Raw genomic sequence first — 25,190 nt, 5'->3', positions numbered from 1 at the left:
GGTGTTAGGTGCCAGGGATCTTGATAGAGGCGATCCCCGGAAGGTGCGCGATCCATTCGTACAGCTGCCAGACTTGCCCGCAATCAAGTCAACCTACAGGCGCGGACCGCGGGGACCCTGTTCCGGCCCCCTGCCCGGACCTGGCTGGTCCCGGCGACGGCGTTCTTCGGCGGCTTTGGCTTCGGCTTGTTCTTGCCGGAGTTTCTCAACAGCGGACGGGGCGGAGGTTCTGGGCTGTGCCGCGCGTCGTGCCGCCAGCTTCTTAGCGAAGTCCTTCTCTGTCGTCCTCGGTTGCTTCTTTTCCTGTTCTCGCCGTGCTTTGAGCTGGTCCAGGGCTTCCTGGACGGCTTCCGGGCTGCGGGCCTCGGAGTCGCCGCCGTGGCGTTCTGCCCGGTTTTGGCGGATCTTGCGGGCGAGTTCGGCCAGCCGTTCGGCGCGTTCCTGTGCCGGGCTCAGCTGCGCTTGCTCACCGCGTGCCTGCTGCAGGTGGTCCACGACTTCCTCGGCCGGTGTCGGGGTCTCCTTCACGACGGCTTCGACGTGCGCGGCTTCGGCCATGAGTGAAGCGTCGGCGGCGGACAGTGGCTCCTTGTGCGTTTGCGCCGTGTGCTTGTGCATGGCGGTGACGCGTGCGGTCAGTTCCAACCCGAGACCCTTTTCTTGGTGGTCCTTGGGTACGGGGGATGTTTCGCTGGCCGGGATCCTGTACATGTCACGGTAGGAGGAGATTTCCACGGCGAGGGTCCGCCATTGCTCCTGCCGTGCGGTGTCGGACGGCACCGGGCCGAGGGCAGCTGCCCAGCTCGGAGGCTCAGCCGCGAGCTGCGCACCAAGGCGACTGACTTCGGTGGCCATGATTTCCCGGCGCTCGAGGAGTTCCTTCCGCCACAAGGCCGGGGTGTCGTCGTGGGTTGCGACGTCGGCCGGTGCCATCCATGCCGGCAACCGGTCAGCCGCTGGTGGCGTTCCGACGGATGCGGGCAGTTGCCGGCGCAGTTCGATTTCGGCACGGATCCTGCGGTGGACCTGTGCGGCTGCTTCGATCTTGGGGGCGTTTTCGTCCCGGCGGTAGTTGCTTACCGGGCCGCGTTCGTAGGCTTCATCGGCCCGGGCTTCGGGGTGTATCTGTTCGCGGAGCGATTGTTCCTTGTGCAGTGATGATGTCAGCCACTGGTTTTTACGCGTCGCCGCGGGATCGTTGACCGTCGTGTCCGTACGTCCCTGCTGCTGCGCTGCGTGGATCCGCGCTGCCAGGTCGTCGTCGCTGAGGTGGCCGTGCAGGCGTCGCTGCCACGGCGTTTCTTTCCGTTCGGCGGTCCAGTTGCGGGCAAGGTTCTTCCGGTCCGGGGTCTTCACATCTGGTGTGCGGGCTGCTTCGGCTTTGGCGCGCATCAGCTCACCGGTGGCCCTGCGGTCCAGCCGTTCAAGTGCCTCATCGGTCATTGATTCCAGCGGCCGGCGGCCGGGATCGGCTGCGCGTGAGCGCCACCGGTCAAGGCGGTCCTCAACCCGCCACGCCAGAACAGCCGCGGGATCCGCGGATGCGCCGAAGTCTTCCTCGTTAAGGCTGTCCCTAAGGAGGTGGACGAGGTTGAATCCTTCGTTCTCGGCCGCGCGCAGGTGCGTGGCGACTGCTCCCCAGGCGGTGGATTTCGTGAAAGTCCCTGCGACGCCTTCGCCGAGTTCACGGCGGGCGATGTTTGCCATGCGCAGCTCGTTGGCTTGGGCATCGATGTCCCGGTACTGCTCGGACATTTGCGGCAGAGAGCGCGCCTGGGCGCGGGCGGCGTCCATCTGTTCGTGCGCGGTGAGGTTGCCGTCATGGTTGGCGGCCACTGCCGTCAGGACGTCCTCCATGGTTTCTCCCTCGCCCACGATGCCGTAGAGCTTGTTGGAGTAGCGGCCGCGGGACGCGGCGACGTAGGCCAGGGCGCGGGACAGTCCCGAGCTGATCAGGGCGTGGACGGTGTCGCACGTGACGCCCTGGGTGCGGTGGATGGTTGCCGCGTATCCGAGCATCGTGTTGCCGCGCACGTACTCAGCGGGAAGAGTGATGGTTCCTTGGTGTCCGTGGTGCCGGACGGTCAAGGATCCATCCTCGTGGGCACTGAGAACATTCCAGACGTCGTTGTTCTTGACGAAGTCCTTGCCCCTGTTGGTGGAGAGCCTGCGGTTGTTCTCACGGGTGACGATGATGTCCCCTGCGCGGGCGGTCAGGCCGTCCCGGAGCATGGCTGCAGGGGTGGTGGAGTCCAGTTCTCCGGTGGCGATCCGGTAGGCCTGGGCGCGGGCGTTCAGTTCGGTGACGGTGGCATTGTCGAAGGCCATCATGATGGCGTGGTGGCCGGCGTTGGTGTCTTTCTGCCATGCCTCGAAGACCTGGGAGGTCATGGTTTCGGCGTCGCCGCCGACGACGCGGCGGTTCTCCCGGTAGAAGGTCCACGGGTCATCAACGCCGTTAAGGGATGGTTCGCGCAGGGCTAGGGTGGCTTCCGCTTCTGCCTCGTTCGGGGTGCCGTCCGCGTTCCGGAACCGGTGCAGGTCTTCCAGGTGAACAGCACCGACGGTGTTCTTCAAAAGCCGCAGCGCGCCACCGGAGCCTACGGCGGAGAGCTGCTGGTCATCCCCGAGTGCGCGCACGACCGCGCCGTGCTGTTCGGCGATGGTCACGGCTGAGGCGAACAGTTCAGTGCCGACCATCCCGGCCTCATCGATGATGATGACGTCCCCCGGTCGCGGGGTGGTTTTCTCGTCCGCCGCCCCTGTTTTGTGGGCGAGGACGAAGGAGTCAATGGTGGTCGCTGTGGCTCCCAGTTCAGTGCCCATCACAGCCGCGGCCACGGCAGTAGGCGCGAGTCCGAACACCCGACCGCCGGCTTCCCGGATGGTGTCAGCTGCAAGTTTCAAGGCTGTTGTTTTGCCTGCACCGGCCGGCCCTACACCGACCAGCAGCAGGCGGTCGCTGCACGCGAACTCCTGGGCCATGCGCAGCTGCCCGGCGTCGAATGTCTTCTCTTGCAGGGCCAACGCCGCATCGAATGAATCGACCGTCGCTGCCGGGATGACAACGCTTTGCGCGGCTGTCAGGAGCCGGTCTTCGCTGTGGAGGATCCCGGCTGAGGTGTAGAGGGTGGAGTGTGGTTTGCCGTACTTGGATCCGCCGTTGGACAGGCGCAAGGCCTCAATGTCAGGGGCGGGTGTTTCGGGGGTGATGCGGAGGGAGAACTGATCTGTCGCACGCGCGGTGACCTGTTCAAGAAGCGCCTGCGGGATGGGCATTTCCCCGAGCCTGGAACCCAGTCGCCTGGTTGCTTCGGCCCTGATGTGGTGCTCTCCCCAGACCCCACGGCTGCGTTCGAGCCGTTCAATGACACCTTGTGCTTCGACGGCCGGGTCGAGCTCATCGGCGTGGGCGACCATCCATGAGGGCCGGTCCTTTTCGGACTGTTCGCGTGCATCATGGCGATGCTTGCGTGCTTGTTCGACAGCGGCCGGGCCGGTGGCAACGCCGGGCAGAGCGCCTAGTTCGGTCGTCCACTCTTCCACCAGTGCGGAGAGCTGTCTGGCTTCCTTCTTGGCCGGTCGGGTGTCCAGTGTTGCCTGTTGGGCCAGGGAAATCAGCTGCTTCTTGTTGGGTGCGTAGCCGTGCTTCTCAGTGAACTCTTTTGTCAGTTCATCAATGACAGGTTTGATGCCTTCCCGTCGTGAGGAGGCAGCTTCGATGGCGGCTACATCGACGCCGGCGATCTCGGTGACGGGGCGGTCGCCGTTGACTTTGCGTTCGGTCAGGCCGACGCCCAGGCGTGCACAGATCTTCTCCATGACCACCCTGTTGTACATCTCCGAGGCGGCCACATTGAATTGGTACAGCAGCCGCCCGTCGAGGCTGGACCATTTGCCATCGGCACCGAGGACCTTGTTGGACACCACGATGTGATCGTGCAGTTGCGGATCCCCGGTGCGGGAGTCGTAGTGGCGGAACTTGGTGTAAATCAGGCCGCCATCGACGTCCTCTTGGCGGACGCCGTTGCGGCCGCGTCGAGTAAACGTTGCTTCCTTTTCGAGGTACTCCATGGTCTCTTCGATGGCCTCGTTATGTGCGGCCTCGATCTGTTTGCGGGCGTCGGCACCGCCGATGGCCCACAGAACAGAGGCTGATTTCGCGGGGGCGAAAACAAGGTCGTATCCGGCAACTGTCTGTGCTGCGGGTTTGGTCTGGGCGGTGATGAACTTACCCAGCTCTTCCTTGTCAGCAGGGTTTCGGCCGTTGAGTTCACGGAAGTACTGGGCGCCCTCTTTCGTGCGGATCCGGCGACGGTTATCCGCGTCCGGCTCGCGATGGTTCAGGCGCTGGTAGTCACCGGTGGCACGGTTGATGCGCGCCTGCAGTTCGTTGTCTTTCTGATTCGCTTGTCGGTACTTCTGACCCAAAGCGACATCTGATGTGGGGTCATCGGCAAGCATTTTCTCCGCGTTGGGATGTAATCCCAGTCCGAACAAGGCCGCCATTTGTGTCTCGGTGACGTCACCTGAAACACCCAAATGCTGCACGCCGGACCCGCCCCACTGGCCGGGAGGGTTGCCGTCCACCGTGTAGTAATCACCCAGCTCACGGCCCTTGACACGCAGCTCATCACCGCTGGCGACCTCACGTGTGTAGTACGTGTATCCGTCGCCGGCACTGAGCTTGTGCACGGTCATCACGACACCCAGCATACCCGCGAAACGGCCCCACCTATCGATGATGCATGAGGTGTGACAGATATTGGTCGTTTTTGATTTTTGGAATCGGCTGATGGGAGCTTGCGAGCGGGGATCGATGGAAGAGATCGAAAACGGGTAAGATCGGGCCATCAAGGTTTTGATGCGGTTCTGCACATGAGAATGGGCGGTGGGTAACACGCTTTTCCGTTATCCACGGTTCGTTCGATTGTGTTGAACCGCGGCCAGGCTTATCCCCTGGTGGTCAGCGGAGAGACTGCCCTTATCTCGGAGCTGTCCACGTGTGGACAAGCCTGGCATGGCCAGCCCGAGCGTCAGCGAGGACCGTTATGGCGCGCGGCGCGTGCCTGGCCACCCGTACCGGTGCTAGCCGTTAGGTTTGTGTGAAGGACTACCTGGGGGAGGGACCCACATCATGGCAACACCACGCAAGTCAGCGCAGCAGCAGGCTGCCCGCGAGAAGGCACTGGCCAAGGCCAAGGAACTGACAGAACGGCACGAGAAGTTGATTGAGCTGGCAGCGGATTTCTTCCAGCGTCAGGAACAAGCCGAGCTCGTCCGTGCCGATGCCAGGAAGAAGGCCGATGTTCTCCTGGCGAAAGCCGAAGAGGACGCGCAGGATGCAGTCCGCGGTGCCGCGATGACAGTTCGTGCCATGCTCGATTCGGGCGAACCGAAGTCCGGCGTGTCGGCGCGTCTGGGACTCAGCGCCGCTGAGTTGAAGCGGCTGCTGGACCTCCTCAGTGAGGACGAAAAGAAGGCATCCACGGAGAGCAACAGTCCAGCAGCACCGGAAGCGGCTGACCGTGAGAGCCATGACGCCGCTGCCTGAGGGCGGATAGCTGATGATAGGGTGATGCCCCCGGCCGGCAGGCCGGGGGCATCACCGGTTTTAGAAGAGCGTTGGGGCGTCAGGATCGACGCCGGCCAGCAGTGCCCGCACCCGGTCCTCCCTATCCCAGCCATGTTCGCGGACTTCGTCCCGCAGTGTCTTGGACCGTTCTGCGAACTGTCGGCGGGCCAGCCCGCGCCATCGGAATCCTGAACCGTTCGTGTCACGTCCCTTGGCTTGACGATCGAGCATGTTGACTCTGGCATCGCCCACACTCAGATGCGTATCTGCCGTCGTGGTCGCGCGGACGCACAGCGGGATATCGCAGTGGTGCATCAGCGGCCCGAATCCGTCCAGGTCGACGCCGTATGCCAGATGAAAGGCGAAGCGATGCGGACGGACGGCCTGCGTTCGTCCGTTGCTGTTGAGAGTGAACCGGCCGTACCCGTCATCGGCAACAGCTCGAACCCAAAGCCAGCAGTCGTTCTCCCGCGGTCCTTTAATGACTTTGGACCAGAAACGGTCCTGGTCGCGAGTCATGGGCGTGCCTGGTTCACCAGCGGCGCCAGCGGCGTTCGAGCCGGTTAGCGGCGACGAAGAAGGCAACCATGAACACCGCCGGCGGCACTGCCTGGAGCAGACTCTGACCGAGCCAGGCCACCACGGCCGTGATCAACGCAATGACCCCGGCTGCCTTGCAGAGGAAGATCAGGATCCCTTGGCCGGCGGCCACCGGGTGCGTGAGTGCGTAGATGATCCAGCCGCCCAGGGCGACAACTGCGAATGTTGCGACGAAGATCAGAACGACGGCCATGATGTTTCCCTAACAAGTCGCTGGCGTGTTTCCGGTGATCTCAGCAGGCCCATCTGCCCACCCCATTCTTTCTGGCCTCGTCGGCAGCCGTAGTGAAGTCCTTGCTGTACGCGAAGGACTTCCCGTATCCGGTCGCCTCGGCGTGGCCTTGCTCCACGATGGACCTGTTGACCAGGGCACCGTCCGTCGTCCAGACGTAGGCAAGAAGCCGGTCGTACTGATCGCGGACCCCTTGGCCGGGGTCCGCTGCCAGGAACACTTGGTTCCCGTCCAGGAGTGCGTGCAGGAATGCCGACGCTTCGGGCCCGCCGCATTCGACCGGTGCGTTCTCTTTGACGCTCTCCGGGGCGTTGATCCCCACGAGCCTGACGCGGGTGCTGGTGCCGTTGCAGCTGATCCGGATGGTGTCCCCATCGACAACTTTCTCCACCTGGTACGGTCCGCTGGTCCCGGCCGGAAGTGCCGGCGGCCGCGCCGCCGTACCCGTAGCGTCGCAGGGGACTTCCTGCAGCGGTGCCGGGCCGCCGGCAGGAACAACCTGTGGTCCGCCCTGGGCCGTGCACCCAGTCAGGGAAAGAACGGTCACGACGGCCCGGAACAGTAGCCGGCACTTGGAGCGGGGGTCGTTCATGGGTGGTCCTCCTTCGCTGCCGTTTCGGCTCTGGTGCGTCGTCCTGGGCGGAGCTTACCGGCTTCCACTCCGGGCCATTTTTGTCCGTTGTTGTACTTGCGCTGCAGCCGACGCAGTTCCCGGTGGGCGGCTGCTTCAACGAAGTCCGTGATGGACGCATAGCCTTCGAGCTTCCCGACGGTTTGGACGGCTGCGCGGATCTGTTGCAGGTCCTCTTCGGTGAAGTAGGGGCCCTTCTTCTCGCTGGACTTCTTCATGTGCTCTGCAATGCTCCTGGCGCGTTTCAGAGGACGTGTCGGGCCCCGGTTGAGGCCCAGACAAACTGATGGTTAGAACGGGGGTTCGGAGTCCGGGCCGTTGCCCCAGGACCCTGCGTTGGTCTGGGAGTTCGCGGCCCATGGATCGTCCTGCTGGGCGGGTTGGCTGGTGTTGTTCTGGTTGCCGAACCCTCCGGCGTTTCCTTCGCCCTGGTTGTTGCTGCGCTGGGTGCGGTTGACCTTGGCATTGGCGTATCGCAGGGACGGGCCGATTTCGTCTACTTCGAGTTCGATCACGGTGCGCTTTTCGCCTTCTTTGGTCTCATAGGACCGGGACTTGAGCCGGCCGGAGACGATGACGCGGGTGCCTTTGGTCAGGGACTCGGCGACGTTCTCTGCTGCTTCCCGCCAGACGCTGGCGCGGAGGAAAAGCGTCTCTCCGTCCTTCCATTCGTTGGACTGGCGGTCGAAGGTCCTGGGCGTGGAGGCGATGGTGAAATTCGCGACTGCGGATCCGGAGGGGGTGAAGCGCAGCTCGGGGTCGTTGGTGAGGTTTCCGATGACTGTGATGGTGGTTTCGCCGGCCATGATGGTTCCTTTTCCTCGCGTGCTGTTCGTGTTCTCGGTGTGTGTTGTGGTTTCGTTCTGAGGCGCTGTTTCGTCGGGTTGTTCGGTTTGGTACTGGCCTGCGATGTCGGGATCCTCTGCGTAGGGATCCCAGATGGTCCCGATCGGCCACGGCGGCAGGTCGGCGGTGATCATCGAATAGTTCACGGCTGCGGGCTCGTAGGGGTCCGGGGCGGGGACGTTGATGACGCCGGAGGGGTTGCCGATACGGCCGAATTCCTCGAGGTCCACGTATTTCCGGGGACTGATGGTGAATCCGTCGACGGGGTGCGGCTGCCTCATCGGAGGTTCACCGCATCGTCGGCGTCGCTGTGCGCGAGTTCGCCGATACGGATGCTGGCCCGGTAGGAGAGTTGTTCTGCCATCAGGTCCCGGTTGTTGACTTCGTACCGTGCAGGAAACCCTTCATCGAGGTCCTCTTCGCTGTAGAAGGAGGTCGTGGCGTTGTAGAAGCGTGCCTCCGCCGGGGTGGCCGGGGCGTTCAGAAAGGCGAAGCCGTAGGCAATAGCCTGCAGTTGCGGATCGGTGTGCAGTTCGACGGGAACACGGAGCTGGTCCAGGATCGCGGTGATGGTCTCGGCGGTGATGGGTGCCTCGTTCATGATGCCTCCTGGGCGGGTGCGTGGTTCATAGCGGCGTGGACGAGTTTGTCGCGGCGCAGGCCGGACCAGTGGTCCTGGTCATCGGAGTTGTTCACGACAACGGGTGCCTGGGAGTAGCCAAGCTCAGCGGTGATGTACTCCAGCGCGGCCGGCACTTCGGTGATGTCCACGGGAGTGTAGGTGATGCCTTTGGAGTCGAAGTACTCCATGGTGCGGTCGCAGTTCGGGCAACCTGGCTTGGTGTAAACCGTGTAATCGGTGATTGAAGTAGTCATTTTCAGTCCTGCGTTTCGTATCAGTTTTAGTTAGGTTCGTCTGGCTGACTTGCTACTTCAATTCTAGCAATTATCCACTCGGATTTAAAGGCTTTTAACCCGTAATCTAGGGGTTTTTATCCCATTTTTGTTGCGGAAAAAGTGAGTGCTTCGGGAGGCGGGATTGGTCTTTCCGGCAGTAGTCCAGCGTGACTCCCCCGGCTTCTTTTAACAGCTTCCCTGGACATGGGGTTCTGGTCCCTGCGTCAGGTGTTTCTACGTGCCCCAGTGTGTCGTCCCGGCTGAAAGGAACTGATCCCCAGCGTGTGGTGGTCCGGGAGCGGTGGTCTTGGCCCATGGGGCACATGGCCGGTCGTTCTGCTCTGGGTAGCGAACTGATCCTGGTTGGGTCGCCGGAGCTGGTGGAGCACTGGGCCCGCATTGGTGGATTCATCAGCTGGTGTTTCCGGGTTAAAGGGTGAAGGGCCGGCACTGAGTGCCGGCCCTTCGTTTTCCCTCTGCAAAAGGAAATCTGTGGTTCAGTCTAGCGGATCCTCACCATGGGTGCCGGGCTGGTTTCACTTGGTGTGCCGCGCGCAGTGCCCCAGAGGACCAGGCCGATGACCAGCGCGAAACCTCCAATGATTAGCCCCCATCCGAGCCCGCTGCGGCCCAAGACAAGGAGTCCGGCGAGGGGCATCGCGATGGCAAGGCCGAATGCCAGGTCCATCGACTGAGGAGCCCTCGATGCTGACGAGTGTCTTCCCCGGAAGAACATGGCCGACCTGACGTATAAAGCCACCAGCGCGGTATTGGTCAGCATCATTGCCAACAGTGACCAGTCGAACGTGTCGGCGAAGGCGCTGTTCACGAAGTCGGTGATGAGATTGTCGGGTATTGGTGGCTTGGTCATAGTGGCTCCTGTCGTGGCGCCTTGGGATGAACCTATCGGTGGCCTCTGACAAACTTCCCGGTGGTGAGTCGATGGAGTAGCCCGGTAGCCGGCTAGGCGCGGCTGTTGGTGGGTGTGTGCTTGGTGGCGTTGAACGGCGGTCCGCCGCTGGTGATGGGCTGCTGTGGTTCGCCCTGGGCGGCGGACCGCCCGACGTGTGGGAGGTTCCCGGCCCTGTCCGTGGTGAGTGGCCGGGGGCCTTGCCGGGCGGTGGGGGTTCCACCCGGCAAGGGGGTTTAGGCGGCTTCTGGTTCGTCCGCGCTTTCCGTGGTCTCCTCGGTTTCTGTTTCGGGGTCGGTGAGGATGATCTTTTCGACGTCGCTGGCCTCGTATCCCCAGGCCGTGAGCTGGGTGAGGTAGTAGCGGGTGTCGCTGTGGCGGGTCCGCCAGCTCGTGCGGTCGATGTTTGCCTCGTAGGCGGTGATCATGGTGGCGAGGGTGACTGTTTCGGGTTTGGTGGTGGGCTTGTCGACGTAGGCGGTGAACTCGCCGTACCCGGTACCGGTGCCCAGCAGCTCGGCCGTGAGTCCGGTCTTATTCAAGGCCTTGGTCAGGATGTAGGCCGAATGGGCGATCGTGTGGGCGATAAACTTCTGGGCGTTCTTTGGCAGGGCCTTGCGGGCCAGCAAGGTTTTGACGAAGTCCCTCCGTACGACTTCGGCCGAATCCATGGCTTTGTTGTTTTCAATGACCTCCCGTCGTGCGGCCTTTTCCTCCTCGGTCATGCCTCCTGCCGGGGCTTTGCCGTCCTTCCGCAGTCCACGTCCCTTCCAGTCAGCGACGGCGAACCGCGTCACCAGACCGCTGTATCCGATGCCGATGTGAACCGCGTCGGCGTCCGCCTCGCTGAGGCGTTCGCCCTCGGCGGTGGTCAGTGTGGAGATCAGCGCGGCGGCTCCTTTGTAGTCGTAGTAGCCGGGGTCTTCTTCCAGCACGGTGAGACCTTTGGCGGCAGCCTCGGCGCAGGCTTCGGCGAGCAGGGCGTTGTTCTTGCGTTCGTCGCGGAGCCGCTGCGCCCGGTGGGCGAAGTTGCCGGGGTTCTCGGTGGCGAGGCGTTCGAGGATGGCCACGGTGTTGGCATCGTCTGCGAATTCCTCGATCACGGCGGACTGTTCCAGCGTCAGGCCTTGGTCCAGTGCCTGTGAGGCGGTGGCGTTCGCTTTGACCTTCAGCGCGGTTTCCACCAGTGCTTTCTTGGCTCCCATCTTCCGGGCGATGACGCTGGCGTTCACTCCCAGCAGTGCCATTTGGTGGAACGCTTCGGCACGGTCGCCGTCGGTGAGTGCGCTGCGGTGGTCGTTCTCCACTACCTGCGTGGCGAGTCGTTCCGCTTCCTCGGGAGTGGCACCGACGAGTACGGGAATGGGCGTGACTCCTGCTTCGATGGCTCCGAGGGTGCGGCGCTGTCCCATCAGGACGTGCACGGTTCCGTCCTCGGTCCGGTGGGCGACGACGGGCACAAGCACGCCGTGTTCTTTGATGCTGGCTACGAACTCCTTGGTGAGTCCGGCTTCTTTGCGGACGTTGGTGTCCACGGTCAGGGTGGTGGGGTCGAGCATTTCGAGCGTGGGTGTTGCGTTCATGGTTGTGTGTCCTTTGCAGAGGATTGGTGAAGGGGGCGGTGTGACCCGGCCAGCTGCTTGGGTTCCTCCCCCGTTGTTTTTTGGCTGCTGGCGAAGCTTGCGGAGCTGTGGCCGACGGAAGCCTGTCTACCCACAGGGCAAGGGGTGGGAAATTCCCTCAAGGAAATAAGCGACGCAGGAGCGCCGGAGGGACATTTCCTGCACCGCAGGCCCCGACGAAGGAGGGGCTAGACGGGGTGGAGCGGACACATAGAATCCGAAGGACAGCAGCCAAAAAACGGTAATACTGGAAAAGTCCTTGAGCCGGCGTGGCCCACCCAAAAACTGACGTGCCTGCCGGCACTGTCTTTCCGACGATCTGTCAGCCGGCTCAAGGTCCGTCAAAGGGTGTCGAGCCAGGCGGACATGACTTTATAGGAGCCTGATTCGACCAGTCCCATTACCGTTTTGTCTGCCCACCTGGCCCGCGCCCGATCAATCAGCATTCGACGCGACTGAGGGGCAATTTCCATCTTGGCAAACGAACCAATCAAAGTCATCGCGGGTATCGACACCCACGCCGACACACACCACGTAGCCGTCATAAACGAACACGGCAAACCCCTCGCGGACAAGGAATTCCTGGCCGTGGGATCCGGATACCGGAAAATCCTCGACTTCATCACCAGCCATGGAACGGTCACCGCCGTCGGGATCGAAGGAACCGGCTCCTACGGCGCCGAGCTCGCCCGGACCCTCCGGGCCGCCGGGCTGACGGTGCTGGAAGTGAACCGACCGAACCGGGCCGCGCGGCGGCTACGGGGCAAGTCCGATCCGCTGGATGCCTACCAGGCTGCAAAGTCGGTACTCGAGGGACGGGCGACGTCGGTCCCGAAAGCCAAGGACGGCCCCGTTGAATGCCTGCGGGTCCTGCGCGCTGGGCGCGCCTCCGCGCTCAAGGCACGTACCGCAGCCATCAACCAGATCAAGGGACTCCTCGTTTCAGCCCCGGACAGACTCCGGGCGAAGTACCGGGCAATGGCCACTTCCGCCCTGATCACTGCCCTGCAGCGCACGAGACCATCGGGACACATGGCTGACCCGGAGTACGTGACCCTTCTGACGCTAAAAGCCCTCGCCACGCGCTGCCAGTCCCTGGCCACAGAGATCGCTGAGGCGGATGCCGCACTCCAGGAAATCATCGAAGCCTACGCCCCGATGCTCTGCGACCTGCCAGGCGTCGGCACCGACGTGGCCAGCCAGCTGCTGGTCACCGTCGGAGACAACCCGGACCGGTTGGGAAACGAAGCCCAGTTCGCCTCCCTCGTCGGGGTCGCCCCCGTACCGGCATCGTCAGGCAAAACAACCCGCCACCGGCTCAGCCGAGGCGGGGACCGCAACGCCAATCACGCCCTCTATCAAGTGGTCCTGGTCCGGATGGCATCGTGCCAAAGGACGAAGGAGTACGTGGCCAAACGCACCGCGGAAGGCAAGAGCAAACGGGAAATCATGCGCTGCCTCAAACGCTACGCCGCCCGGGAAATCTACCGCCAGATCACCAACCCCCAGCCAGCACCGGACAACAGCGATCTCCGGCAGACGCGCACCACACTCGGTTGCACCATCACAACCGCAGCCCGCGAACTCGGCCAATGGCCCTCGAAAATTTCCCTCCTGGAACGAGGACTCCTCCGCAACGACACCCTTGCGACCACCTACCGGCAATGGCTAGGGGATCAATCCGCAGCGGCGGCCGTCTGAACAAAAGACGAACGGCCGTAGCCGAGCAGCTCGCCGAAAGAGCCTCAACACTGGTAAGTATGCTGATCATTTACTAGGGTTAAAGTGGCTTTAGACCGGCAAGACCGGAGGGGATGACCTATCTCAGCATCAGTAATTGACGCTACGCAACCCAGCAGGCGAATGCTGTGCGGGGTGCTGACCGTGTCGCTGTTGCTGGTCTTCTCATTCAGCCTGTGCGCGGCGCTTTGCCTGCTGATGAAGCACCCGAACGCCATGGGAATCAGTTCCCATCAGATGGTCACCGCCGAGGTCCATGAACTCACTGCTTCAGCAGCAACGGCCGTCACCGCAGCGTCTGACCTGCCGGAGTCTCAGCGCGCCTGCTGCAGCGATCAGCACGGGACCCAAATGATGGTCGCCCAAACCCTCCGGCTTCTGCCCGAGAAAGTGGCTGCGGCCTCCACACTGATCGAGACGGGGGAATACCGGCCGGATTACGTCCCGCCTGGTTGGTTTGACCCCGCTTTGGAACGACTCGATCACCTCAGACCGTCTTTGACGGTCCTATCGATCAGCAGGACATAAATCTCCGTACAGCGATGACCCGACCGTAACCGGATCAGCGGCTATTAGCCGGCTGAGGAAACCCGGGGCTGCACAGAGCAGACCCAATAAATCGCTTCACAGCAGTAGTAACGGACTGCTGTATTTAAACAGGGAGATAAGACAATGACGCATCACGTAACCCCCATGCTCGCAACCTACCCCAAGGACCTGGGCGGAGTGGATCAGGAAAAACTCGCCGAGTGCATCCAGGCATGCTTCGAATGCGCACAGACCTGCACGGCCTGCGCCGATGCCTGCCTGAGCGAGGACATGGTGGCCGAGCTGACCAAGTGCATTCGCACCAATATGGACTGCGCCGACATCTGCGCAACGACAGGCAACGTCCTGTCCCGGCACACCGGGTACGACGCCAACATCACCCGGGCAGTCCTCGAAGCATGCCGCACCGCCTGCAAGGCATGCGCAGATGAATGTGAACGCCACGCCCAAATGCATGAGCACTGCAAGATCTGCGCCGAAGCCTGCCGCCGCTGTGAAACAGCGTGCCACGAGCTCCTCTCCTCGCTGGGCTAGTCGCCCCGCCTACGCCTTGGCGCCCCTTCCCGCCCCGGATTTGTGTAGGGAAGGGGCCACGCACATGAAGGAAACTCACATGAGTACCCCGCAAAACCAGCCAGACTCCCCTCGCGTTAGCGCCGCCGGGCACGAGCAGCAGCAACCCAGCCACCAGCACCGAGAATCAGAAACCCACAGCAGCGGCCCACGCGCCCGAGACGACAAAACCGGCCACCACTCATCCAGGATGTATCTCAAATTCGCCCTGATACTGCTGATCAGCCTGGCGTTGATGTGGGTCCTGTCGATGTCAATGATCCGCTCGATCGACCACTTCTACTTCAACCTGAGCAATTTTTGGATGGCGTTGCTGATGGTGTCCGCGATGGCCGTCGTCATGATCATCGGCATGTGGTCCATGTTCAAGAACAGAAAAGCCAACATCGCCATGCTGATCGGCTTCGCCGTACTCTTCGTCGCCGTGTTCGCACTGGGCCGCACAGAAACCTTCGTCGGCAACGAACAGTTCCTCAAATCCATGATCCCCCATCATTCCCGGGCATTACTCGTCTGCGAGGAATCGAATATCACCGACCCGGAAATCATCACCCTGTGCGACTCCATCGTGAAATCCCAACAGGAAGAAATCACCCAGATGAAGGCGATCCTCGAAAGGTACAAGTCAGACTGACGCCGACCACTACGCCAATTTTGACGACTATAGGAGCATCGTCGTAGACACACCAGGTCCGGGCACGGCGGAGCTCTGCGACGTCGGGACCGGGCCCAACAGCCGGCCACGGAGCGAAGCGGAGAGGACGCCCAACAGCCGGCCACGGAGCGAAGCGGAGAGGACGCCCAACAACTGGATGGAGCGCAGCGAGTGACTGCGTCAACCTGTTTGGAGCCCACCAGGACGGCATGAGCGGCACCCACGGACGGGTTTGCTGGATGCTGCAGGTGACAGGTCTTATCATCACAACCAATACAAAATCGAGAAACACCCCGACCCGTCTGGTTACTTGTTAGGAGCCCCAATGCCCAGGAGACCGTACAACTGGCAACCGGGCTTTGTGGCTGGCAGGGGCTCTATTCTTCTGAACGGAGCCGGCTGCAGCCTGGGCTTCGCTGAGGTTTACCCCTTTGGTTTATGGGTTCAGATAAGCGTCAGATTTAAGGGCCCGTTGACACTCGAGCAGCAGCGGGACATCGATCGCCAGGTCGGCGCCTATCTGCGGAATTCTCCAGCCGAGGGCCCTCTACTGGCTGTTGATCAAGATGGCTCCGGGCGTTCCACAGCTGAAATTGTCACGCATGAGGGGCACAACAACTTCTGGACCACCTCATTTTGGGTTGATCACAAAGTCGCCGCAGGAGCGTTGTCGGTGGTTTTCACCTGGACGGACCAGGATATTGAAACGACCTTCTCCGTCAGGGGCGAAGACGTTGATTCCGCTCTGAGGACAGCGACAGAGCTCTGGAAGACATCATCCGTGGAGTACACCACCTTCTGACCAGGGGTATTCCAGCCGCTCCACCTTGCTTTCAACAAAGACCGCGTCGGAGCTGGTTCACCAGCTCCGACCGGCGCAGCCAGGGCATCCCTGGACCGAAGAGATCACCGAAACGTCGCTGAACAGGTTCAGCAAAGACAAGGGGACGGTGCGGCCGACGTTGGTCGAACCGTTCGTGGTGGAGATCGCGTCCGACCTCGCATGGACAGGCAAGTCCTACCGCCACCCGATCACGCTGCTCCGCACCAGACCCGAACTCGATCCCGCCGACGTCGAACTGCCACCGCATCTCCAAAACCGGTAACCCCTGCGATTCGCGGTGGACGGGTTGTGCCCACTGGGGGCCAGGTGGAGCCCTCCGCACAGCTCAAAGCTGTCCCCATTGGCCGTGCAAGCCGTCCACACCGCCCCCGGCGTGCTGGCGGACCACCATGTGGGTTTTCGGCGAGTAGGCCTGGTTTTCCTAGTTGGCGCCTGATGACGTCGATGCGTCCAGTGCGGAACGACGTTCAAGCATCAGGGTGTCGCGCCATTGGCCGGCGGCGGGGCCGTGGGTCATTCTGGCGATCCGGCTCCGGTGTCCGATGATCCGGAAGCCGGCGGTTTCGTGGATCCGGAGGCTGGAGTGGTTCTCGGGGAAGATGCTGGATTGGATGGTCCAGATGCCGGCGCGTTCGGTGGAGTCGATGAGGGCTTGCAGGAGGGCTTTTCCGAGCCCGAGTCCGCGGGCATCAGCGGCCACGTAGACGGAGTGTTCGACGACGCCGGCGTAGACGGGCCGGGCCGAGACGGCCGAAACTGCCGCCCAACCCAGAACACCCTGATCTGTGGTTTCGGCAACCAGTCGGTGTGCCTGGAGCCGGGATGCGTCGAAGGATTCCCAGTCAGGGGTAGTCGATTCGAACGTCGAGTGCCCGGTGTCGATGCCCTCCTGGAAGATCCGCTGGACCGCGGGCCAGTCGGCCGGGTCCATGTGACGAACGGTGAAGCCGTGGCTCATAGTGCGGCCAGGATCCCGGCGACGTCGTCCAGGGCGCCCGGGACGAGGGAGTAGTAGGCCCAGGTGCCACGCTTTTCGCGGTGCAGCAGTCCGGCCTCAACCAGGATCTTCAGGTGGTGGGACACGGTGGGCTGGCCCAGGTCCAGGGGCTCGGTGAGGTCACAGACGCAGGATTCCCCGGAGGCCTCGGCCTTGACGATGGAGAGCAGCCGCAGCCGGTTCGGGTCTGCCAGGGCCTTGAAGACCAGCGCTTTCTGCTTGGCTTCTTCAGCGCCCAGCGCAGGCGCCGAGGCCGGGGCGCAGCAGGATTCATCCGTGGCTGGTTCGAGGACGGGCAGTGCGTTCATTTATCCATTATGCCCGAATATTGACCATCATCAATGTAGTCGGGCAAGTGGCCCGCCGCTTCCGTCAGCGGATGACTAGGCCCCGGTTTTCTCCAGCGAGTGCGGAATGACGATGTCGTCCGCGGCGCGAGATGCTGTCGGGAACAGCAGCGCCAGGACGCCGATGCCCAACGCAGCGCCGATCAGCTGCGCCACCACGAACCCTGGAACGGATCCGGGCGCGATACCGGCGAAGGTATCGCTGAAGATGCGCCCGACAGTCACTGCCGGGTTGGCGAAAGACGTCGAGGAGGTGAACCAGTAGGCCGCGCCGATGTAAGCGCCCACCGCAGGGGCCGCGAGAGCGCCGCGGTTGGTGGCCGCCAGCGCGAAAATCAACACGATCAATCCAGCAGTGGCGACGACTTCGCCAAGCAGATGCCCGCTGGTGGCGCGGTCCTTGACCGAGATGGAGGTGCCGACCTCGAACATGGCGTTGGCGAGCACACTGCCGCCGATCGCACCGATGACCTGCGCGATCACGTAGGTTCCAACTTCGGCCAGCGACAGGCCGGTTCGGGTACTCCTGCCCAGGAACCAGTCGACCAGGGACACAACGGGGTTGAAGTGCGCTCCACTGACCGGCCCGAACACGAGGATCAGAACGGTCAACCCGAGCACGGTCGCTGTGCTGTTCTGCAGCAACTGCAAGCCCACATCATTGGGTGAAAGCTGGGCTGCGGCGATCCCCGAGCCCACGACGATGGAGACAAGCAAAGCGGTGCCGAGCAGTTCGGCGACGGCGCGGCGCCACAACGGCGGCTGGTGTGAAGTCATGGCAACCAGCTTGACCGAAGAAAGTATCTCAGTCAAAATTGAGTCAATGGATACTGAGCAGATGAACATCTTTCGGGCGCGGGTTGCAAAGCATGCCGCCCTCGCCGATCCTGCCCGCCTTCGCATCGTGGACCTGTTGACCCTAGGGGACTTGTCGCCGACGGAGCTGCAGGCCGAACTGGGGATGCCCTCGAACCTGCTCTCGCACCACCTGCGCAGCCTTGAGGAAGCCGGGCTCGCTACCCGCCACCGCTCGGAAGCGGACAAGCGGCGCAGCTACTTCCGGCTCGCAGCCGGGGCCCTTGACGGACTGGCGCCCGGGCGTGAGCACGCAGCACGACGCGTGCTGTTCATCTGCACCCGCAACAGCGCCCGTTCCCAGCTGGCGACCGCGCTCTGGCGCCAGGTCAGCGACATCCCCTCCATCTCGGCCGGAACCCATCCGGCCGAGCGCATTGCCGAGGGCGCTGTAGCCGTGGCCCGCCGCCACGGCGTCGATCTTGACCAACTGACCCCGCGCCAACTGGATCAGGTGGCGGCCGCCGATGATTTCATCGTGACCGTCTGCGACAACGCCCATGAGGAACTGGCCGGCCTCGGTGGAATCCACTGGTCCGTGCCCGACCCCCTGCGGCTGAACAATGAAGACGCCTTCGAGACCGCCTTCACGGACTTGTCTGCCCGTATCAACGACCTCGCTCCCCGCCTGCACGCCGCCTGAACCAAGGGCGACCGGGCGCCTACGGGAAGCCTTCCAAGCTAAATATTGACAATCATCAATCTACTGTCCGATACTCCATATATCGACAAGCATCAATATCAGGGCCGGTGCTGCTTCAACGGAGCGGACAGAGATTCAGAGAGTTCCCTACCCCCTCACCCAACTGATCCCAGGAGAAACCCGTGAGCGCCGAAACCATCAAGAAGCCTTCCGTCTTGTTCGTCTGTGTCCATAACGCCGGCCGGTCCCAGATGGCCGCCGCGTTTCTGACCACCCTGTCCGACGGGGCCATCGAGGTCCGCTCCGCCGGCTCGCAGCCCGCGGACAAGGTCAACCCGGCCGCCGTTGAGGCAATGGCCGAGCTAGGCATCGACATGTCCGCCGAGATCCCGAAGGTCCTCACCACCGAGGCCGTGAAGGAATCCGACGTCGTGATCACCATGGGCTGCGGCGATGAATGCCCGTACTTCCCCGGCAAGCGCTACGAGGACTGGGTCCTTGAAGACCCCGCCGGCCAGGGCGTGGCCGCTGTCCGTCCGATCCGCGACGAGATCAAGACCCGCATCGAGGCCCTGATCGCCTCGCTGGTCCCGGCCGCCAAGTAACCCATCTTTTTTCGAGCACCAGGAGAGACTTCCGTGAGCACCGACGCCAGTACCGACGTCCAGACAGAACAGCTGATCATCATCGGCTCCGGCCCCGCCGGTTACACGGCCGCGATTTATGCCGCCCGGGCCGGGTTGACCCCGTTGGTCCTGGCCGGTTCGGTCACCGCCGGTGGCGCGTTGATGAACACCACCGAGGTGGAGAACTTCCCCGGCTTCCCGGGCGGTGTTCAGGGCCCGGAGCTGATGGATGGGCTCCAGGAACAGGCCGAGAAGTTCGGCGCCCGGATCGTGTTCGACGACGTCACCGAGGTCGATCTGACCGGTCACCTCAAGCGCGTGGTCATCGGCGCCGGTAACACGCACGAGGCACCGGCGGTTATCCTCGCCACCGGGTCGGCCTACAAAGAGCTTGGCCTGCCGGAAGAGAAGAAGCTCAGCGGCCACGGGGTGTCCTGGTGTGCCACCTGCGACGGGTTCTTCTTCCGCGAGCAGGACATCATCGTCGTCGGCGGCGGTGACTCCGCCATGGAGGAAGCGACCTTCCTGACCCGCTTCGCCAGGACAGTCACCGTCGTCGTCCGCAAAGACGAGCTCCGCGCTTCCCGGATCATGGCCCAGCGCGCCAAGGACAACCCCAAGATCAGCTTCGCCTGGAATTCCGCGATCACCAAGATCCACGGCGATACCAAGGTCACCGGTGTCACCCTGACGGACACCCGCAGCGGGGAAACCCGCGAACAGGACGCCACCGGCATCTTTGTCGCCATCGGACATGTGCCCCGCACCGAACTGGTCACCGGGCAGGTCGATCTGGACGCTGAGGGCTACATCAAGGTCGACTCACCCACCACGGTCACCAACCTCTCGGGTGTCTTCGCCTGCGGTGACGCGGTGGATCACCGCTACCGGCAGGCCATTACCGCCGCGGGCACCGGATGCGCCGCCGCGTTGGACGCCGAACGGTTCCTGGCCGCGCTGGAAGATGCCGAAAGCATCGCCACCGCCTTGGTTGAAGAACCAACCCACGCCTAACCAGCCAATACGGGAGGGGGTGAACTGGATGGACACCGGATGCTGCACCGACACGGGCTGCTGCGACGAGGACGATCTGGACTGCTGCTGAACAGCACCACCCCCGGCCTGCCGGACCCACAAGGACCGGCAGGCACCCAACCCGAAACCACCGCACCAACGGAAAAGAACAGAGGACAGCATGGATTCAGTGAAGAACCTTCCCGTCGCCGTGATCGGCGCAGGACCCATCGGTTTGGCCACCGCCGCACACCTGCTCGAACGCGGCCTCGAACCGGTCATCTTCGAAGCCGGACCCACCGCCGGTGCCGCCATTGAACAATGGCGCCACATCCGGCTGTTCTCCCCGTGGCGGTTCAACCTCGACGACGCCGCCGTGCGCCTGCTCGAACCCACCGGCTGGGAGTCCCCCCGCCCCACAGCACTGCCCTACGGCGGCGAACTCATCGACCACTACCTCACCCCGCTGGCCGCCACCCCGGCAATCGGCCCCCGGCTCCAGACCGGCGCCCGCGTCATCGCCGTCACCCGGCAGGGCATGGACAAAACCCATGTCCGGGACCGCGACACCACCCCGTTCGTCGTCCGCGTCGAGCACGACGGCGGCGAAGTTCGCGACCATGTCGTCGCCGCCGTCATCGACGCCTCCGGGACCTGGTCCACCCGCAACCCCCTCGGAACCTCCGGCCTGCCCGCCATCGGCGAGACCACCGCAGCTGACCGGATCTCCTCACCCCTGCCCGACGTTATTGGGCGGGACCGTGCCGCGTTCGCCGGCCGCCGCGTCCTCGTCGTCGGCGCCGGCCACTCCGCTGCGAACACCCTAATCAACCTCGCCGACCTGGCCAAGGAAGAACCCGGCACTACGATCATTTGGGCCGTCCGTGGCGCGTCAGCGGAAAAGGTCTACGGAGGCGGGGACGCCGACGGCCTGCCCGCCCGCGGCCAGCTCGGCTCCCGGCTCCGCCGCCTCGTCGAAGCCGGAACCATCGAACTCCACACCAGCTTCGGCATCGCCGCCCTGAAAACCCTCGACACGCACGTCACGGTCGAAGCCGTGGACGGGCGCACCGTCGAGACTGACGTCATCGTGCCCTGCACCGGGTTCCGACCCGATCTGGAGGTCCTGCGGGAACTGCGCCTGAACCTGGACCCGGCAGTGGAAGCACCGATCGAGCTCGGCCCGCTGATCGACCCTGAGTTCCACTCCTGCGGCACCGTCCCAGCGCACGGCGCCAAGGTTCTGGCCCACCCGGAGAAGGACTTCTACATTGTCGGGATGAAGTCCTACGGAAGGGCACCGACGTTCCTGCTGGCCACCGGCTACGAACAGGTCCGCTCCGTGGCTGCCGCCCTCGCCGGCGACCAGGCCGCAGCAGACACCGTCCACCTCGAACTGCCCGAAACCGGGGTCTGCTCCGCGGACGCCGGCACGAGCTGCGACGTCCCCGCCGCAGCAACCACCCCTAAGACATCGCAGGAGCCTGAGTCGCAGGGAGGGTGCTGCGCCGCACCGGAACCAGCGTTCGTCGGGTTCCCGACCGGCCTTGCCCACGGCCGCTCCTCCGACAACTGACCCACCTAACTCACAGCGCCAGTCATCATCGAGCCGGACCCACCCCTAGGGAGTACTGCCATGACCGATCACCAGGAAACAACGCTGGGACTGCAGGACAACACCGAAGTCCTGCACCGGATCAGCAACCGCCTCGCCGACCGCTACGCCGGAACGTTCGCGGCCGAAACCGTCGAACGCTACGTCTTCGAGTCCTACACCGCCCTGGCCAGGACCGCGAAGATCAGCGCCTACCTGCCCGCGACCACCGAACACTTCGCCAACGACAGGCTCCACGCCCTGGCCAAATCCAAGGGCGCCATCGTCTCCGACGTGCCCGAAGTGTTGTTCGTCTGCGTCCAGAACGCCGGCCGGTCCCAAATGGCCGCCGCTCTGCTGAACGTCGAAGCCAAGGGCAGGATCCGGGTCCGCTCCGCCGGCTCCCTCCCGGCCTCCGAACTGGATGCGACCGTCGTGACCGTGATGAACGAGATGGGCCTGGACCTGGGCAAGGAATACCCCAAACCCCTCACCGATGACGTGGTGCGGGCTTCCGACGTCGTCATCACCATGGGCTGCGGGGACTCATGCCCGATCTACCCCGGCAAACGCTACGAAGACTGGGACCTCACAGACCCCGCAGGCCAATCCCTGGAAACCGTCCGGGACATCCGCGACCAGATCCACGACCGGGTCAAAACCCTGGTCGCCTCCCTCACGAAAGAAGCAGCACTCTAATGACAACCGAACACCCCGCGGTCCTCTTCGTCTGCAGCAAGAACGGCGGCAAATCCCAACTCGCCGCAGGTCTCATGCGCGACCTCGCCGGGGACAACATCACCGTCTACTCCGCAGGCACCAAACCAGCCGCATCCCTGAACGGCCAAGCCGTGGACTCGCTAACGGAGCTGGGCATCGACGTCACCGGCGAATACCCCAAACCCGTCACCGACGAGGTCCTGAACCTCGTGGACGCCGTCATCGTCCTCGGCACCGAAGCCAAACTCGACGCACCTGCCGGGAAACGCTTCGAGATCTGGGAAACCGACGAACCCTCCACCCGAGGCATCGAAGGCATGGAACGCATGCGCCTGGTCCGGGACGACATCAAAACCCGCGTCCACCAGCTCTACACCGATCTGGCAGGCAATTAGTGTCATTGTGACTGCCCAGCGGCTCCTGCCCCGACGTTCCAGATCGCGCAGCTGATAATTTTCACTTATGAACAGCACCGCCCTGCCGACGTTGACTCCGGGAACGGCACGACAACACAACTTGCCTCTGGTTTTTCTCACCGGTGCCATCATCGGTGTGTTGGGAGGCATGATCGGTTTGGGCGGCGCCGAGTTCCGGTTGCCCTTGCTGATCGGCGTGTTTGGCTTCGCGGCGCTGCAGGCCATCATCATGAACAAGGCCATGAGCCTGATCGTGGTCGTCACCGCATTGCCGGCACGACTTTTCGCGATCCCGTTCGGGGACCTGTCCCCGTACTGGTTTATCGTCTTGAATCTTCTGGCCGGAAGCCTGGTGGGGGCCTGGGCAGGCGCTCACTGGGCCACGAAGCTGAGATCCAAGACCCTCTACCGTGTCATCGCGGTGCTGCTGGTGCTCATCGCGGCTCTACTGTTCTACACGCATTTCTTCGCCGTTGATCCGCTCGCACTGCCGGAGGCCCCGCGGACCATTGCCGGCATCGGAGCGGGGATCATCATCGGCGTCGTCGCCGCGCTCATGGGCGTTGCTGGCGGGGAACTGCTGATCCCCACGATCGTGTTGCTCTATGGCACCGACATCAAAATCGCCGGCAGCCTCTCCCTGGCCGTTTCACTCCCCACAATGCTCGTCGCATTCGCCCGATTCAGCAGGGATAAAAGCTTCTCCGTGCTCGGCCAAAACAAGCCGTTCTTGGTCACCATGACCCTGGGCTCCATCACCGGAACCATCATCGGCGGGCTCATGCTCGGCGTCATCCCCTCGCTGGTACTCATCCCGCTGCTGGTCCTGCTCCTACTGCTGTCCTCCATCAAGGTCTGGAACCACGACTGACCATCAAACTGACAGGATGAGGCCATGACCATCGCCAAATCCGTCCTGTTATTTGTCCTCGCCGCTATCGCTGAAATAGGCGGCGCCTGGCTCGTTTGGCAATCAGTCAGGGAAGGCAAAGCCTGGTGGTGGGCCGGTCTCGGTGTGATCGCCCTGGGGATCTACGGCTTCGCCGCCACACTCCAGCCCGACGCGCACTTCGGCAGAATCCTTGCCGCCTACGGCGGCGTCTTCGTAGCCGGCTCGTTGGCCTGGGGCATGATCATCGATCGGTTCCGGCCCGACCGCTGGGACATCACTGGATCAGTGATCTGCCTTATCGGCGTCGCCGTAATCATGTTCGCGCCCCGCAACACCTGAACTCATACAAACCCCTCATTTGCGGCCAGATTTACCCGTCATCCCGGGGCCAAGAACAGTTGACATACTCACCATCTCGAGCGTCGGCGCTAGTGGCTTCCGTGCTGGGCGCCGTGGCCGTGTTCCTCACCTCCAGGGATCCCCGCAGCTGAGGCAAGGTAGCCCCAACCGGCGTCGCTGAGTGCGTGGTAGGCGATGTGGAGTTCTTTCGCCGGTTCTGCAACTCCGGCGGTATCGCGGCGTTCCAGGACAGGGGTCAGCTGTTCGACCGAGGCCACGAATCGCTCCGCGGCTGGTCGGAGCTCATCAGGCCACGCCGTCACGGCTACGGCGATGCGTGCGTTACGGATCAGAGGTGCCCAGTTGCGGTCGATTTTGGGTTCTGACCCGGTCAGCGCGGTGGCGATGCCGTGGAAGCCCACCGTGTCGATATGGGTCAGGACGGCGAGCAGTGCTGTCGTGATTCCCGCCGGTTCTGCGGCGGGAAGGATGTGTTCCATCGCGGTCTCCTCGGTTCCGGTTTCTTCAAGAATGGCCTCCCCTGCCGGATGCCTCAAGACCTTACTGTCACGCACCCGGCTAAGCTCTTGCCAACCATACCCCCCGGGGGTATAGTTGCCGTGTTGTCAGTGAGTGGTCTGTCGCGGAGGCCCTGAGGGTCCCTCTTTACAACCGTTCAACCACAACACCCATCGCATCTTCTGCAATGAATGGAACTGACATGCAAACACCATCACGTACCGAACTGCCTCTGACATCCTCCGGATCGGGCTGCGGTTGCTGCTCCACGAATTCCCGTGAGACTCCCGCCGAAAAGACCGCCGGCGTTGAGTACGCCGTTGAAGGCCTGACCTGTGGCGGCTGCGTTGCCACCGTCGAAAAGGCCGTCACTGCCATTGACGGGGTTGACACAGCGACCGTTGAACTCGTCCCCGGCGGTCTCTCCCGGCTGATCGTTTCCGGCCCCGCAGGGACCTCGGAGATCCGGGACGCCGTCATCTCGGCTGGATACAGCCTGACTAAGTAGCTCGAACCCACTCGGCCTGCAGCGCTATGTGCGATACCGCGGCCGT

The 25,190-nt window shown here is 63.2% G+C and carries 30 protein-coding genes; 16 read left to right on the top strand and 14 right to left on the bottom strand.

The window, feature by feature from the left end; all coding sequences use genetic code 11:
- Positions 1-93: 93 nt before the first annotated feature.
- Positions 94-4,701, bottom strand: coding sequence for a MobF family relaxase (mobF, locus tag ACIQC5_RS19895; RefSeq protein WP_400286544.1), 4,608 nt, complete (start codon positions 4,699-4,701; stop codon positions 94-96).
- A gap of 436 nt (positions 4,702-5,137) precedes the next feature.
- Between mobF and ACIQC5_RS19890 the strand changes: the two genes are divergently transcribed.
- Complete coding sequence (locus ACIQC5_RS19890; RefSeq protein ID WP_400286379.1) at positions 5,138-5,554, top strand: hypothetical protein; 417 nt, start codon at positions 5,138-5,140, stop codon at positions 5,552-5,554.
- Positions 5,555-5,614: 60 nt separating this feature from the next.
- On the opposite strand, the gene ACIQC5_RS19885 is transcribed toward ACIQC5_RS19890, so the two are convergent.
- The 9 genes from ACIQC5_RS19885 to ACIQC5_RS19845 all read right to left on the bottom strand — a co-directional run bounded on the left by ACIQC5_RS19885 (position 5,615) and on the right by ACIQC5_RS19845 (position 11,274).
- Entirely contained in the window at positions 5,615-6,094 is a 480-nt protein-coding gene (locus tag ACIQC5_RS19885) for a hypothetical protein (RefSeq protein WP_400286376.1), read from the bottom strand.
- Positions 6,095-6,107: 13 nt separating this feature from the next.
- Positions 6,108-6,368 carry a chemotaxis protein gene (locus ACIQC5_RS19880; RefSeq protein WP_400286373.1) on the bottom strand — a complete coding sequence of 87 codons (261 nt, stop codon included), beginning with the start codon at positions 6,366-6,368 and terminating at the stop codon, positions 6,108-6,110.
- Between the two features lie 40 nt (positions 6,369-6,408).
- Entirely contained in the window at positions 6,409-6,999 is a 591-nt protein-coding gene (locus ACIQC5_RS19875) for a thermonuclease family protein (RefSeq protein WP_400286370.1), read from the bottom strand.
- Complete coding sequence (locus ACIQC5_RS19870; protein ID WP_400286367.1) at positions 6,996-7,256, bottom strand: hypothetical protein; 261 nt, start codon at positions 7,254-7,256, stop codon at positions 6,996-6,998. Before ACIQC5_RS19870 ends, ACIQC5_RS19875 begins: the two co-directional genes overlap by 4 nt.
- A gap of 72 nt (positions 7,257-7,328) precedes the next feature.
- Positions 7,329-8,165 (bottom strand): single-stranded DNA-binding protein, encoded by an 837-nt coding sequence (locus tag ACIQC5_RS19865; RefSeq protein WP_400286364.1) that lies wholly within the window; start codon positions 8,163-8,165, stop codon positions 7,329-7,331.
- Entirely contained in the window at positions 8,162-8,485 is a 324-nt protein-coding gene (locus tag ACIQC5_RS19860; RefSeq protein ID WP_400286361.1) for a hypothetical protein, read from the bottom strand. The genes ACIQC5_RS19865 and ACIQC5_RS19860 overlap by 4 nt, the downstream gene beginning before the upstream one ends.
- The gene (locus tag ACIQC5_RS19855) at positions 8,482-8,760 is read right to left on the bottom strand and encodes a glutaredoxin family protein (RefSeq protein WP_400286358.1); all 279 of its coding nucleotides are present in this window, start codon (positions 8,758-8,760) and stop codon (positions 8,482-8,484) included. The genes ACIQC5_RS19860 and ACIQC5_RS19855 overlap by 4 nt, the downstream gene beginning before the upstream one ends.
- A 523-nt stretch (positions 8,761-9,283) precedes the next feature.
- Positions 9,284-9,652: a hypothetical protein gene (locus tag ACIQC5_RS19850; protein ID WP_400286356.1), complete on the bottom strand. Its 369-nt coding sequence runs from the start codon at positions 9,650-9,652 to the stop codon at positions 9,284-9,286.
- Between the two features lie 275 nt (positions 9,653-9,927).
- On the bottom strand, positions 9,928-11,274 hold the full coding sequence (locus ACIQC5_RS19845; protein WP_400286353.1) for a ParB/RepB/Spo0J family partition protein: 1,347 nt from the start codon (positions 11,272-11,274) through the stop codon (positions 9,928-9,930).
- Positions 11,275-11,787: 513 nt separating this feature from the next.
- On the opposite strand from ACIQC5_RS19845, the gene ACIQC5_RS19840 reads away from it, so the two are divergent.
- From ACIQC5_RS19840 to ACIQC5_RS19815, 6 genes are all read left to right on the top strand, one after another.
- Positions 11,788-13,014: an IS110 family transposase gene (locus ACIQC5_RS19840; RefSeq protein WP_069695276.1), complete on the top strand. Its 1,227-nt coding sequence runs from the start codon at positions 11,788-11,790 to the stop codon at positions 13,012-13,014.
- A gap of 174 nt (positions 13,015-13,188) precedes the next feature.
- The gene (locus ACIQC5_RS19835; protein ID WP_139126785.1) at positions 13,189-13,581 is read left to right on the top strand and encodes a hypothetical protein; all 393 of its coding nucleotides are present in this window, start codon (positions 13,189-13,191) and stop codon (positions 13,579-13,581) included.
- 144 nt (positions 13,582-13,725) lie between these two features.
- Positions 13,726-14,136, top strand: coding sequence for a four-helix bundle copper-binding protein (locus tag ACIQC5_RS19830; RefSeq protein WP_069695278.1), 411 nt, complete (start codon positions 13,726-13,728; stop codon positions 14,134-14,136).
- A 79-nt stretch (positions 14,137-14,215) separates the two neighbouring features.
- Complete coding sequence (locus ACIQC5_RS19825) at positions 14,216-14,809, top strand: DUF305 domain-containing protein (RefSeq protein WP_228145621.1); 594 nt, start codon at positions 14,216-14,218, stop codon at positions 14,807-14,809.
- Positions 14,810-15,302: 493 nt separating this feature from the next.
- Positions 15,303-15,632 (top strand): hypothetical protein, encoded by a 330-nt coding sequence (locus tag ACIQC5_RS19820; protein ID WP_400286349.1) that lies wholly within the window; start codon positions 15,303-15,305, stop codon positions 15,630-15,632.
- Between the two features lie 25 nt (positions 15,633-15,657).
- Positions 15,658-15,936 carry a hypothetical protein gene (locus ACIQC5_RS19815; protein WP_400286346.1) on the top strand — a complete coding sequence of 93 codons (279 nt, stop codon included), beginning with the start codon at positions 15,658-15,660 and terminating at the stop codon, positions 15,934-15,936.
- A gap of 159 nt (positions 15,937-16,095) precedes the next feature.
- Here the strand turns inward: ACIQC5_RS19815 and ACIQC5_RS19810 are convergent, their stop codons facing one another.
- From ACIQC5_RS19810 to ACIQC5_RS19800, 3 genes are all read right to left on the bottom strand, one after another.
- Positions 16,096-16,605 (bottom strand): GNAT family N-acetyltransferase, encoded by a 510-nt coding sequence (locus ACIQC5_RS19810; RefSeq protein WP_400286344.1) that lies wholly within the window; start codon positions 16,603-16,605, stop codon positions 16,096-16,098.
- Between the two features lie 23 nt (positions 16,606-16,628).
- Positions 16,629-16,979, bottom strand: a complete 351-nt coding sequence (locus ACIQC5_RS19805) for an ArsR/SmtB family transcription factor (protein ID WP_400286341.1) — start codon at positions 16,977-16,979, stop codon at positions 16,629-16,631.
- A 75-nt stretch (positions 16,980-17,054) separates the two neighbouring features.
- Positions 17,055-17,795, bottom strand: a complete 741-nt coding sequence (locus tag ACIQC5_RS19800) for an aquaporin (RefSeq protein WP_400286338.1) — start codon at positions 17,793-17,795, stop codon at positions 17,055-17,057.
- 46 nt (positions 17,796-17,841) lie between these two features.
- Between ACIQC5_RS19800 and ACIQC5_RS19795 the strand changes: the two genes are divergently transcribed.
- From ACIQC5_RS19795 to ACIQC5_RS19760, 8 genes are all read left to right on the top strand, one after another.
- Positions 17,842-18,516 (top strand): metalloregulator ArsR/SmtB family transcription factor, encoded by a 675-nt coding sequence (locus ACIQC5_RS19795; protein WP_400286335.1) that lies wholly within the window; start codon positions 17,842-17,844, stop codon positions 18,514-18,516.
- Positions 18,517-18,698: 182 nt separating this feature from the next.
- Positions 18,699-19,121 (top strand): arsenate reductase ArsC, encoded by a 423-nt coding sequence (locus ACIQC5_RS19790; RefSeq protein WP_400286333.1) that lies wholly within the window; start codon positions 18,699-18,701, stop codon positions 19,119-19,121.
- Between the two features lie 33 nt (positions 19,122-19,154).
- Entirely contained in the window at positions 19,155-20,156 is a 1,002-nt protein-coding gene (gene trxB, locus ACIQC5_RS19785; protein ID WP_400286331.1) for a thioredoxin-disulfide reductase, read from the top strand.
- Between the two features lie 181 nt (positions 20,157-20,337).
- Positions 20,338-21,732 carry an FAD-dependent oxidoreductase gene (locus tag ACIQC5_RS19780; protein WP_400286328.1) on the top strand — a complete coding sequence of 465 codons (1,395 nt, stop codon included), beginning with the start codon at positions 20,338-20,340 and terminating at the stop codon, positions 21,730-21,732.
- Between the two features lie 60 nt (positions 21,733-21,792).
- Positions 21,793-22,449, top strand: coding sequence for an arsenate reductase ArsC (locus ACIQC5_RS19775; RefSeq protein ID WP_400286325.1), 657 nt, complete (start codon positions 21,793-21,795; stop codon positions 22,447-22,449).
- A complete protein-coding gene (locus ACIQC5_RS19770) occupies positions 22,449-22,865 on the top strand; it encodes a low molecular weight phosphatase family protein (protein ID WP_400286322.1) in 417 nt (138 codons plus the stop codon). The genes ACIQC5_RS19775 and ACIQC5_RS19770 overlap by 1 nt, the downstream gene beginning before the upstream one ends.
- Before the next feature lie 67 nt (positions 22,866-22,932).
- On the top strand, positions 22,933-23,757 hold the full coding sequence (locus ACIQC5_RS19765; protein WP_400286319.1) for a sulfite exporter TauE/SafE family protein: 825 nt from the start codon (positions 22,933-22,935) through the stop codon (positions 23,755-23,757).
- A gap of 24 nt (positions 23,758-23,781) precedes the next feature.
- Entirely contained in the window at positions 23,782-24,117 is a 336-nt protein-coding gene (locus ACIQC5_RS19760; RefSeq protein ID WP_400286316.1) for a YnfA family protein, read from the top strand.
- Between the two features lie 89 nt (positions 24,118-24,206).
- On the opposite strand, the gene ACIQC5_RS19755 is transcribed toward ACIQC5_RS19760, so the two are convergent.
- Positions 24,207-24,692 (bottom strand): hypothetical protein, encoded by a 486-nt coding sequence (locus ACIQC5_RS19755; protein WP_400286314.1) that lies wholly within the window; start codon positions 24,690-24,692, stop codon positions 24,207-24,209.
- 146 nt (positions 24,693-24,838) lie between these two features.
- On the opposite strand from ACIQC5_RS19755, the gene ACIQC5_RS19750 reads away from it, so the two are divergent.
- Positions 24,839-25,144, top strand: coding sequence for a heavy-metal-associated domain-containing protein (locus tag ACIQC5_RS19750; RefSeq protein ID WP_400286312.1), 306 nt, complete (start codon positions 24,839-24,841; stop codon positions 25,142-25,144).
- The last annotated feature ends 46 nt before the right edge of the window (positions 25,145-25,190 follow it).

The sequence above is a fragment of the Paenarthrobacter sp. NPDC092416 genome (genome assembly GCF_044755025.1).
GTDB lineage: Bacteria > Actinomycetota > Actinomycetes > Actinomycetales > Micrococcaceae > Arthrobacter.
Note: the sequence above shows the minus strand (reverse complement) of the source record. Positions and strands in the feature narration are given on the sequence as shown.